This is a genomic window from Kitasatospora aureofaciens (assembly GCF_019192735.1).
Taxonomy (GTDB): domain Bacteria; phylum Actinomycetota; class Actinomycetes; order Streptomycetales; family Streptomycetaceae; genus Kitasatospora; species Kitasatospora aureofaciens_A.
In genome coordinates this window covers 68216-79456 of sequence record NZ_JAHTKP010000037.1, presented here as the reverse complement: position 1 = coordinate 79456, position 11241 = coordinate 68216, and the positions used below count along the sequence as shown (strand labels likewise).

Below are 11241 nucleotides of genomic sequence, written 5' to 3'. Positions count from 1 at the left end.
CGGACAGCAGCGGGTCCGAGGCACCGAAGCGGGGAACGTGCCGACGCTGGGTGAACCCCGTCTCGTCCGCGATCCGGAAGCTCACCACCCCGAGGCGCGGGTTCTGCTCGAAGGCCTCACGGATCAGCCGGAAGGTGTCGCGCTTGGGCAGAAGGCCGTCGTCGTCCAGGACCACCAGGACATCGACACCGCCGAGTTCGCGCAGTCGCTGCACACCGGCGTTCCGTCCGCCCGGAATGCCGAGGTTCTCCGGCAGCTCCATGGCATCCACCCACGCCGGAAGCTCGGGAAGCCTCACGCCCTGCCCGAGCACCACGGCTTTGACGCTGCCGCCTTCCTGGGCCGCCACCGACTCGAGGAGCGCATACAGCTCCTTCTGCCGGTCGCCCATCGTCAGCACCACCACGCCCAGCGTGACGCCCATCGCACCCGACCCCATCGAGGAACCCTTCATGATCTCGCCGACACCGGAACCTACGGATGCGCCGTTGCACGTACTCGCCCAGACCGGGCGGCTCCCGGACCACCAGTACCTGGACCAGCACACCCTGACCTGGATCGCCGGGCACCGGCCCACCGGCCCTGGTGTCCGTGCCACGATGCCACACCGCCCGGTCCTGCTGGTACCCGACGACTCATGGTTCGCCAGCCCCGCCGTGATCGACTCCATCCACGGCTCCCGGCACAACGCCCGCGTCGCTCTCCTCGTCCAGCTCCTCGCCCACCACCACGGGCTCGATCACGGTTCGGCCCTGGCTCTCGCCGCCGCAGCGGCCTGCCACGACTGTCGCCGCCACCACGACCGCGATGACCCTGGCCACGGCCAACGCGCCGCCCGCTGGCTCGCCGGCAACCTTGACACCGTGGCCGCAGCCTTCGGGAAGACGGTCACCGCCGAGACGATCACCGCGGTCTACCTCCACGACCACCCGTACGACGCCTTCACCGACGACCAGGCCCGCGCGTACCGGCGGAGCTCGTTGCTGGTGGACCTCCTCAAGGCCGCCGACGCGCTGGACCGCTACCGGTTGCCCCTCGCCCGCTGGTGGCCCGACCTGAGCCGCCTGCGGGTCGCGGTACCCGCGTGGCTCTTACCCATCGCATTCGACCTGGTGCTTCACAGCGAACAGGCGCGCCTGGACGGCGCCGCCCACCGCGAGGCGCTCGACCACGCACTCCACACCGTGCTGCCCGAGTAAGGAGATGCCCGTTGCACGCCGACTGGGAATACGCCCACACCAGCTACAGCACTCCGACTTCGCGCTCGTCACCCGCCGGACTGACCGAGACCGAAGCCGACTGGCGTCGGCTTCTGGAGCTGGAGACCCCGAACGGGTGGCTCCTGCGAGACAACGCCATGCTCCAAAGGCTGACCAGCGGCTCCCCGATCCACTTGTTGCACCTGACCCGCGACCTCGACGCGGTCCGCCGCAGCGGCCACCTCTATGCCTCCACCGGCTGCCTGGTCGGGGCCGTCTACGGGTCACCCCTCACACCCGCAGGAGGAGCGTTCCGGCCCCACAACCTCGGCTCCTACCTGCTGGCGAGCAGGCAGAACAGCACACCGCTCATCATCGAGGTCACTCCCACCGCCCCGGTGCCCGCCAAGGGACTCGACTACCTGCGCCTCGGTGGCATCCACCTGCGGACCTACGACGCCTACCGGCACTTCCTCACCGAGGCCGAGGACGACCAGGTACTCCGCTCCGTCCTGGACCGCGTGCGTATCGCAGCCCCGTTCCTCGACACCCTTTTGAACGACGCGGCCGGCGGCAGCACCCTCGCCGAGCCGTTCATCGACGCCCTCGCCGCTACGGTCCCGGTCTTCCCCTACCTCGGGTACGTGTACTTCGAGACGGTCGCCGAGTACCTGATGCTCCACTCAACCAGCCGGACGACTGTGGAGTTCGCCCACCGCGGTGAGATGAACAACCGCCTCTACAAGGACCTGGCGTTCTCCGCCGTACAGGGCATGGGCATCCTGTTCGATCTCGGCCGCTTCGCCCCGGGATACGCTCGGCTCACCGAACTCGTCGGGCGCATCGAAACCGGCCTGGCAGGCGGTCTCGCCTGCTACGTGCGGCGTCGTCTGTCGCATCTGTTCGCCACCACCGCCCTCGCGCCAGACCAGGACGCCTCCGCCTTCACCTTCCGCCGAGCGGACTTGGACACACTGGCGGACGCCGCCCCTCACCTCCTCGGGCAGCTGATCTTCCGGGAGATCCGGATCCTCGACCGCTACCCGCAGCTCTACCACTGCTTCGAACAGGCCAAGGCACTGGAAGCATGGAGCTACTGGAACACCGAGTGTATCCCCACGCCGTTCAACGGCACCTCCCCGAAGGGGGAGATCGGCATCAACCCCGCCTACCCGGACGCCGACTTCACGGTCTGGACGGCGCAGACCTGCGGACGGGGACTTCTGCACCCGGTCGAGCAGATAGCTGCCGTGCCGGCCCCGCGCCTCGTGCCGTGGCTGGTCGCTCCCCTTCGGGACCGCACGGAGGAGGAGCGATGGTCGAAGCGGTACCTGGCTCAGGTGTGAGCGGGCGCCCCCGGTTGATCGTGCTTCGCGGCAACTCGGCTGCCGGCAAGACCAGTACCGCCTGGCGAGTGCGGTCGCTCTTCGGTGGGAAGCTGGCGATCATCTCGCAGGACAACATCCGGATCAACGTCCTTGGCGAGCCGGACATCCGGGGCGGCGTCAACATCGCGATGATCGAGGCGATGGCGCGGCTTGGACTCGCCAGGGGCTACCACGTGCTCCTGGAAGGTATCTTCGCGACCGAACGGTACGGCAGCATGCTCCGCGGACTGCACCGCGACCACACGGACAGCAGCTTCTTCTACCTCGATGTCCCGTGGGAGGAGACGCTGACCAGACACGCAACGCGGGAGAAGTCCCGGGAGTTCGGGGCGAAGGAGATGCGTGAGTGGTACATCCCGCACGACCTACTCGCCGGCGTCGGTGAGATCGTCATCGGTCCTGACAGCACCTTGGATGACTCGGCTCAGCTGATGCTCGACACGGCCCTCGCCTTCACATAGCCGTTGTGTGTCGCCAGCGTCGCCCAGCATCCACCGTCGTGGCAGGAGGGGAGCCGTGTTTGGCGGCCTCGCTCGATTCGAGCGAGGCCGCCAAGGTCAAGCGTGGTAGCCGAGTTCGCCAGCCCTGATCGTGCGGAGCCCGTAGGCCAAGGCAGTCACCACAGGGCCTGATGCCGGTCTTCGAGGACCTCGAAGACCGGCATCACTCATCACGCAAGCAGTCGCATTCGCCAACAGCATCCACGAGCGGCGAGGCGCAGCCGAAGCCGCGCAGGCCGGTGGGGGGTGGGGGTGGGGGGTGGAAGCCGCCGGGGCCACAGGCCTGGCGGCTTCCACCGGGTCAGTTCCGGGCGGGCACCTTGGGAGAGGCTCACCCCACCGACGAGTACGCGATGATGCCGCGTCGCAGCCCGTCCACCGCCTTGCGGGCGGTCTTGCGCAGTTCAACGTCCTCGCCGGCCGCGTCCTGGATCTGGCCGAGCACGTCGATCAGCTGCTTGGTCCAGCGGACGAAGTCGCCGGCCGGCATGTCGGCGTCGCGCAGCACCTGGTCCAGGTTGTGGCCGAGCGCCCAGCGGTAGGCGGCCCAGGCGAAGCCCAGGTCGGGCTCGCGCTGGCCGACGCCCTCGGCGGTGTTGATCCGGTGCTGCTCCTCCAGGGCGTCCAGGTGGCCCCAGATCCGGACCATCTTGCCGAGCGCCTCCTTCGCCGCGCCCTCCGGCACCCGGGGGGCGCCGGCGTCGTCGGCCTGCCGGGACTCGTAGACCAGCGCCGAGGCGCAGGCGGCGAGTTCGGCGGCGGCCAGGCCGCTCCAGACGCCCTCGCGGATGCACTCGGAGGCGAGCAGGTCGAGTTCGCCGTAGAGCCGGCCGAGCCGCTTGCCGTCGTCGGTGACGGTGTCGCCCTGCAGGTAGCCGAGGTCGGTGAGCAGCGCGCAGACCCGGTCGAAGGTGCGGGCGATGGTGTGCGTGCGGGAGCGCATCCTGCGCTCCAGCAGCTCGGTGTCGCGGTGCAGCCGGTGGTAGCGCTCGGCCCAGCGGGCGTGGTCCTCGCGCTCGTCGCAGCCGTGGCAGGGATGCTGGCGCAGGGCAGCGCGCAGCCGGGTGATCTCCGGGTCGTCCGCGGCCGCGGCCCGGCCCCGGCGGAACCGCTCGGGCTCCAGGTGGCCGGCCTTGGTGCGCAGCGCGGAGGCGAGGTCACGGCGGGACTGCGGGCTGCGCGGGTTGAAGGACTTGGGGATGCGCACCCGCTCGACGGCGGCGACCGGGTACGGGAAGTCGATCATGGCGAGCCGCTTGACCTGCCGCTCGGCGGTGAGCACCACCGGGCGCGGCCCGTCCTGGAAGTCGGGGTGGCGGGTGGCTCCCCGGCCGTTGCGGCTGACCGGCGGCAGGCCCGGGTCGAGGACCAGGGCGAGGCCGGCGAACTTGCCGGTGGGCACGTGGATGACGTCGCCCGGCTTGAGCTGCTCGATGGACTCGATGGCGGCGGCGCGACGCTGGCTGCTGCCCTCGCGGGCGAGTTCGTTCTCGCGCTCCTTGAGCTCGCGGCGCAGGCCCATGTACTCGTCGAAGTCGCCGAGGTGGCACGTCATGGACGCGCGGTAGCCGTCCAGCCCCTCCTCGTTGCGCTGGACCTGGCGGGCGATGCCGACCACCGAGCGGTCCGCCTGGAACTGGGCGAAGGACGTCTCCAGCAGCTCGCGCGAGCGGTGCCGGCCGAACTGGGAGACCAGGTTGACGGCCATGTTGTAGGACGGCCGGAACGAGGACTTGAGCGGGTAGGTGCGGGTGCCGGCCAGGCCGGCCAGCGCCTCCGGGTCGAGGCCGCGCTGCCAGAGCACCACGGCGTGGCCCTCGATGTCGATGCCGCGCCGCCCGGCCCGGCCGGTGAGCTGGGTGTACTCGCCGGGGGTGATGTCGGCGTGGGTCTCGCCGTTCCACTTGACGAGCTTCTCCATGACCACCGAGCGGGCGGGCATGTTGATGCCGAGGGCGAGGGTCTCGGTCGCGAAGACGGCCTTGACGAAGCCCTTCACGAACAGCTCCTCGACCACCTCCTTGAACCGCGGCAGCATCCCGGCGTGGTGGGCGGCGATGCCGCGCTCCAGCCCGTCCAGCCACTCGAAGTAGCCGAGGACGTGCAGGTCCTCGTCGGGGATGTCGGCGCAGCGCTCCTCGACGATGGCGCGCACCTGGGCGCGCTCGGAGTCCTTGTTGAGCCGCAGGCCGGAGCTGAGGCACTGCTGGACGGCGGCCTCGCAGCCGGCCCGGCTGAAGATGAAGGTGATCGCGGGCAGCAGGCCCTCGGCGTCGAGCCGGTCGATGACGTCCACCCGGCCCGGCGTCCAGACCCGGCCGGGGCGGCCGTTGGGCATGCTGCGGCCCCGGCCGCGGCCGAACCGGTCGCTCGGGTTGCGGTCGAGCTCGGAGCGGGCGAGCCGGACGAGCTCCGGGTTCACCGCCTTGCCGGGGTTGCGGAGGCTGTCCTTGGGGCGGCCGTCCCGGTCGGGGTTGGCGAACAGGTCGTACATCCGGTTGCCGGCCATCACGTGCTGCCAGAGCGGGACGGGCCGGTGCTCGGAGACGATGACCTTGGTGCCGCCGCGGACGGTGTCCAGCCAGTCGCCGAACTCCTCGGCGTTGGAGACGGTCGCGGAGAGCGAGACGAGGGTGACCGACTCGGGGAGGTGGATGATGACCTCCTCCCAGACGGCGCCGCGGAAGCGGTCGGCGAGGTAGTGCACCTCGTCCATGACGACGTAGCCGAGGCCGTCGAGGGTGCTGGAGCCCGCGTAGAGCATGTTGCGCAGCACCTCGGTGGTCATGACCACCACGGGTGCGTCGCCGTTGACGGAGTTGTCGCCGGTGAGCAGGCCGACCTTGGCGGCGCCGTAGCGCTTGACCAGGTCGCCGTACTTCTGGTTGGAGAGCGCCTTGATCGGCGTCGTGTAGAAGCACTTGCGGCCGGCCTGGAGGGCCAGATGGACGGCGAACTCGCCGACGATGGTCTTGCCGGAGCCGGTGGGCGCGGCGACCAGGACGCCCTCGCCGGCCTCCAGCGCCTCGCAGGCCTGGACCTGGAAGTCGTCCAGCGGGAAGTCGTACAGCTGCTGGAACCCGTAGAGGGCGGTGGCCTGCTCCTTGGCCCGGCGGCGGCTGGCCGCGTACGCCTCGGCGGGGCTGAGCTCCCGGTCGTCGTGGGGCTCGGGCTCAGGGGTGTTCATCGCCGTCCGGGTGTGGTTGGTGTGATCTCGCATCTCAGCGAGAGGTTACCCGGGAGAACTGACATCGATAGCACCGTTTTTCCGCACGACGAGATCGGTTCTCTCTCACATCCATAGTTGCAAACATCTTCAAATGGTCAGAGTCGGACCAGCTTCGGACGTCTTCGGTCATCCCTGGTGGAACCCGGTGCGCCCTCCCTACCTTCGTCGTCACAGCCACCAACTCACGGGAGGACACCGACGATGGCGAACCTGGAGACGTCCCTCAAGGAAGCCATGGCGATCGACGGCGCGATCGGCGTCGCCCTGGTCGACTACGGCAGCGGCATGGCGCTCGGCAGCCTCGGCGACGGCAGCGAGCTGGACCTCAACGTCGCCGCCGCCGGCAACACCGACGTCGTCCGCGCCAAGATGCGCGCGATGGAGATGCTCAACCTGCACGACAACGAGATCGAGGACATCCTGATCAGCCTCACGAACCAGTACCACATGGTCCGGCCGATCACCACGCCCTCCGGCCGCGGCCTCTTCCTGTTCCTCGCGCTCAACCGCAACCGTTCCAACCTCGCGATGGCCCGCCACCAGCTCAAGCGGATCGAACTCTCGCTGGAGATCTGAGCGGACCGACACCAGGGAAGGGGGGCCTCGTGCCGGTAGCGCTCTACCAGGCCAAGGCCGAGTTCTTCCGGATGCTCGGCCATCCCGTCCGGATCCGGGTCCTCGAACTGCTCCAGGCCGGACCGACGCCCGTCCGCGATCTGCTCGCCGCGCTGGAGGTCGAACCCTCCAGCCTGTCCCAGCAGCTCGCGGTACTGCGCCGGTCCGGCATCGTCACCGCCACCCGGGAGGGCAGCACGGTGGTGTACGCGCTGGCCGGCGGCGACGTCGCCGACCTGCTCCGGTCGGCCCGGCGGATCCTCACCGGGCTGCTCGCCGACCAGAACCAACTGCTCGCCGAACTGCGGGCGGCGGCCGACTAGTTCCTGAGCAGCTCCGCCAGCCCGTCCGCCAGCCGCTCGTACTCCTCCGACCGGTTGTACAGCTGCGCGCTGATCCGCAGCACCCCGCCGCCGGCCCACGGGCGGACGGCGACCCGGGTGGCGAGGCGCTTCCACACCTCCGCCATCACCGCCTTCACGTCCGCCTCGGTCTCGGCCCAGCCGGCGGGCAGCCGGACGGTGCGCATCCACACCTCGGGCGGGGCGGGCAGCGGTGCCAGGCCGGCCCGTTCGGCCAGCACCCGCTGACCGTAGGCGGCGAGCCGGGCGTTGTGCGCGGCGACCCGCTCGGTGCCGAGCGCGTGCAGCAGCTCGAACCCGGCCGGGGCGGCCAGCCAGGGCGTGTAGTCGCAGGTGCCGCGCCACTCGACGTTCGCCGGGAAGCCCCTGGGGTGCTCCCACGAGACGGCGAGCGGGCGCACCCGGTCCGTCCACTCCGCGCGGACGGACAGTACGCCGGTGGCACGCGGGGCGAAGGCCCACTTGTGCAGGTTGCCGAACCAGAAGTCGGCCTGCCCGTCGACCGGGGCGGGCAGCATGCCGGGTGCGTGGGCGCCGTCCACGACGGTGGTCACGCCGCGCCCGCGCAGCTCGGCGAGCAGTTCGCGGGCGGCGACGAAGCGGGCGGTGGGCGAGGTGATCCGGTCGAGGACGGCGACCCGGGTGCGGTCGTCGACGGCGGCGAGCACGGCGTCCCGGACGACGTGCTCGTCCGGGGCGTCCAGCGGCAGCGGGACGGTGACGAGTTCGGCGCCGGCCTCGGCGGCCCGCCGGGCGACGGCCCACGTGGTCGCGCCGTAGCCGTGGTCGGTGACCAGCACCCGGTCGCCGGGCGCGAGCGGGATCGTGTCCAGGGCGATCGAGACCGCCTCGGTGACGTTGGTGACCAGGGCGAGCCGGTCCGGGTCGGTGCCCAGCTCGGCGGCGATCCGGACCCGGGCGGCGCCGACCCGGGCCGGCAGGTCGGCGAAGAAGCCGTCCGGATCCAGCTCGTGCTCGACCCGCAGCCGGTCCTGTGCCCGCTGGACCGGAACGGGCACCGCGCCGTACGAGCCGTGGTTCAGGTGCGCCGCGTCCGCCGACACGCCGAAGAGCCCGTCGGCCTCGGGCAGCGGCGCCGGGGGCTCGACGGTCCGCAGGTCCTCGCTCACTGCGTTCTCCCTCTGCTGATGTTGCGCGACGCGGATGTTGCGCGACGCGAATGCTGTGCGACGCGAATGCTGCGCGACGCGAATGCTGCGCGACGCGGATGCTGTGCCGCGATGATGCCGCGCGCCCAGTTTATGGTGTGTGACATTTCACATGACGCACCACTGGTCGGGCAAGGCGCCGCCCGGCCACCATCGGGCGGTGACCATCACCGACCCCTTCCTCTCCCTCAGCGCCCGTACCGGCCGGTTCACCTTCGGTGCTCCGTGTGCGACCACTCTCAGCGAGGACGGTACCCGGCTGCTGCTGCTCCGCTCGACCGGTCCGGAGGATCCGGTCGACCGCCTCCACCTGCTCGACACCGCCACCGGCGAGGAGCGCCTCGTCGCCGACCCGGCCGTCCTCGCCCCCGGCCGCACCGGCCGCCGCGACGACCTGCCCACCGTCGAACGCCGGCTGCGCGAACGGACCCGGCTCGTCGCCGCCGGCATCGGCACCTACGCGGCCGCCGCCGACCTCGCCGTCGCCGTGTTCACCCTCGACGGCAGACTCTTCCGCGCCGACACCTCCACCGGCACCTGCGCCGAACTCCCCACCGCCGGACCCGCGTTCGACCCCCGGTCGGACGCCACCGGCGAACGCGTCGCGTACGTCGTCGACGACGCCCTGTACGTCACCCCCGACCTCGCACCCCTCTCCCCCGCCGACGGCGCCCGCTGGGGCGTCGCCGAGTTCGCCGCCGCCGAGGAGCTCGGCCGCTCCCGCGGCCACTGGTGGCGCCCGGACGGCGGCGCGCTGCTCGCCGCCCGGGTGGACGAATCCGCCCTCCCCCGGCGGTACTTCGCCGACCCGGCCCAACCCGGCCTGCCCGCCGAGGACTTCGCTTACCCGCAAGCGGGCGGCCCCAACGCCGACGTACAGCTCTGGGTCCTCGGCCTCGACGGCACCCGGGTCCAACTCCGTTGGGACAGCGCCGCGTTCCCGTACGTCTGCGCCGCCTCCTGGGCCGGGGACCGCGAGATCCTGCTCACCGTCGCCGACCGCCTCCAGCAGAACGTGCTGCTGCTCGGCGCCGACCCGGCCACCGGCGAGACCAGCGAACTCTCGCGCACCACCGACGAGTTCTGGGTCGACGACCTGCCCGGCACCCCGGCCCGGCTCGCCGACGGGCGGCAGCTCACCGCTCACGACACCCCCGAGGCCCGCGGCCTCGCCCTGGACGGCAAGCCGCTGGACACCACCGGCCTGCAGATCCGCCGGGTGGTCGGCCGGCTGCGCGGCCGGCTGCTCTGCGAGACCACCGAGGGCGATCCGTCCGACCAGCACGTCCACCTGATCGACCCGGACGGCGCCGCACCCGAGCGGATCAGCACCGGCCCCGGCGTGCACTCCGCGCTCGCCGCCGCCGACACCCTGCTGCTCACCTCCGCCGACGCCGACGGCATCCGCCGCCGTCTCGTCCTGGCCGACGGCCGCGAGCTGCCGCTCGCCGACCTGAGCGCCGCCCTGCCCCACCGGGTGGTGCCCCGGCTCGCCCGGGTCACCGAACTCGGCCTGCCCACCGCCGTGGTGTACCCGCGCGACCACGTCCCCGGCCGCCGGCTGCCCGTCCTGCTCGACGTCTACGGCGGGCCCGGCTTCCAGGCCGTGGCGAGCGAGCCGCGCCGCTGGCAGCTCCGCCAGTGGTGGGCCGACCAGGGCTTCGCCGTGGTCACCACCGACAACCGGGGCACCCCGTTCGTCTCCCCGGACTTCACCCGGGCGATCTTCCGCCGCTTCTCGCAGGTCGCGCTGGACGACCAGGTCGCCGCGCTGCACGCGCTCGCCGGGCACCACCCCGACCTCGACCTGGGCCGGGTCGGCGTGCGCGGCTGGTCGTACGGCGGCTACTTCGCCGCGCTCGCGGTGCTGCGCCGCCCGGACGTCTTCCACGCCGGCATCGCCGGCGCCCCGCCCACCGACTTCCGGCAGTACGACACCGCGTACACCGAGCGCTACCTCGGCCTGCCGCAGGACAACCCGGAGGGCTACGCGGACGACTGCCTGATCGGCGACGCACCGTCACTGACCCGCCCGCTGCTGCTGATCCACGGGCTGGCCGACGACAACGTCCACCCCTCGCACACCCTGCTGCTCTCCCAGGCACTCACCCGGGCCGGCCGCCCGCACCGCGTGCTGCCGCTGCCGGGCGTCACCCACATGACCCCGGGCGGGGTGAACGAGCAGGTCGCCCGGGCCGAACTCGTCTTCCTCCGTGAGACCTTGGGCTGATCCGTTGAGTTCCCCGGGCCGGGCTGCCACACTCCCGCATGATCGGCGCCCGGCCCGGGTGCCGGAACGAGACGGGGAGAGCGCACGGATGAGGATCGACAGACCCGGCCCGGTCGGGCAGCGCCAGTGGACGCCGCTGACCGTGGTCAACGGCGGGCTCGCCTTCGGGCTGGAGCTGGCGATGCTGGCGGCGCTCTGCTACCGGGGGTTCAAGACCGGCTCGAACCTGGTCACCCGGGTGCTGCTGGGGATCGGCGCGCCTGCCCTGGCGGCCACGGTCTGGGGCCTGTTCCTGGCCGCGGGCGGGCCGAAGTACCGGCTGCCGCTCGCCGCGGAGATCGTGCTCAAGCTCGTCGTCCTCGGCACGGGCGCGCTGGCCCTGTACGGGACCGGCCGCACGACCCTGGCGTGGGTGTACGGCGTGCTGGTGGTGGTCACGGTGGCCGTGGAGTACGGCACGCGCTGATCGTCCGCCAAGGGGCACCGCACCGATGGTGAAGCGCCGAACGCCCGGCGGACAACGCGTGGAACCCGGTCGGACGCGGCCCT

The 11241-nt window shown here is 71.7% G+C and carries 10 protein-coding genes; 7 read left to right on the top strand and 3 right to left on the bottom strand.

The features are described 5' to 3' along the window. A partial coding sequence (locus KV557_RS28470) for a glycosyltransferase family 2 protein (protein ID WP_218204375.1) occupies window positions 1–424 on the bottom strand: 424 nt, incomplete at its 3' end. Between the two features lie 64 nt (window positions 425–488). Here KV557_RS28470 and KV557_RS28465 point away from each other — a divergent pair. Genes KV557_RS28465 through KV557_RS28455 form a run of 3 tightly spaced genes read left to right on the top strand, consistent with a single transcriptional unit; the run spans window position 489 to window position 3048 of the window. Next, window positions 489–1199: a hypothetical protein gene (locus KV557_RS28465; RefSeq protein WP_256178064.1), complete on the top strand. Its 711-nt coding sequence runs from the start codon at window positions 489–491 to the stop codon at window positions 1197–1199. Window positions 1200–1210: 11 nt separating this feature from the next. Continuing rightward, a complete protein-coding gene (locus KV557_RS28460) occupies window positions 1211–2545 on the top strand; it encodes a hypothetical protein (protein WP_218204374.1) in 1335 nt (444 codons plus the stop codon). Next, window positions 2515–3048 carry an AAA family ATPase gene (locus KV557_RS28455; RefSeq protein ID WP_218204373.1) on the top strand — a complete coding sequence of 178 codons (534 nt, stop codon included), beginning with the start codon at window positions 2515–2517 and terminating at the stop codon, window positions 3046–3048. Before KV557_RS28460 ends, KV557_RS28455 begins: the two co-directional genes overlap by 31 nt. A gap of 370 nt (window positions 3049–3418) precedes the next feature. On the opposite strand, the gene KV557_RS28450 is transcribed toward KV557_RS28455, so the two are convergent. Beyond that, the gene (locus tag KV557_RS28450) at window positions 3419–6274 is read right to left on the bottom strand and encodes a DEAD/DEAH box helicase (protein WP_218204387.1); all 2856 of its coding nucleotides are present in this window, start codon (window positions 6272–6274) and stop codon (window positions 3419–3421) included. Between the two features lie 243 nt (window positions 6275–6517). Here KV557_RS28450 and KV557_RS28445 point away from each other — a divergent pair, with 243 nt between their 5' ends. Both KV557_RS28445 and KV557_RS28440 read left to right on the top strand, forming a co-directional pair. After that, entirely contained in the window at window positions 6518–6892 is a 375-nt protein-coding gene (locus tag KV557_RS28445; protein ID WP_218204372.1) for a hypothetical protein, read from the top strand. 29 nt (window positions 6893–6921) lie between these two features. Beyond that, window positions 6922–7254 carry an ArsR/SmtB family transcription factor gene (locus KV557_RS28440; RefSeq protein ID WP_218204371.1) on the top strand — a complete coding sequence of 111 codons (333 nt, stop codon included), beginning with the start codon at window positions 6922–6924 and terminating at the stop codon, window positions 7252–7254. Here KV557_RS28440 and KV557_RS28435 read toward each other — a convergent pair. Next, on the bottom strand, window positions 7251–8423 hold the full coding sequence (locus KV557_RS28435; RefSeq protein ID WP_308130118.1) for an aminotransferase class V-fold PLP-dependent enzyme: 1173 nt from the start codon (window positions 8421–8423) through the stop codon (window positions 7251–7253). The two genes, KV557_RS28440 and KV557_RS28435, sit on opposite strands and share 4 nt — an antisense overlap. Window positions 8424–8622: 199 nt before the next feature. Here KV557_RS28435 and KV557_RS28430 point away from each other — a divergent pair, with 199 nt between their 5' ends. Continuing rightward, window positions 8623–10692, top strand: a complete 2070-nt coding sequence (locus KV557_RS28430) for a S9 family peptidase (RefSeq protein ID WP_218204370.1) — start codon at window positions 8623–8625, stop codon at window positions 10690–10692. An 88-nt stretch (window positions 10693–10780) separates the two neighbouring features. Beyond that, window positions 10781–11158 (top strand): YrdB family protein, encoded by a 378-nt coding sequence (locus KV557_RS28425; protein ID WP_218204369.1) that lies wholly within the window; start codon window positions 10781–10783, stop codon window positions 11156–11158. Window positions 11159–11241 lie beyond the last annotated feature (83 nt).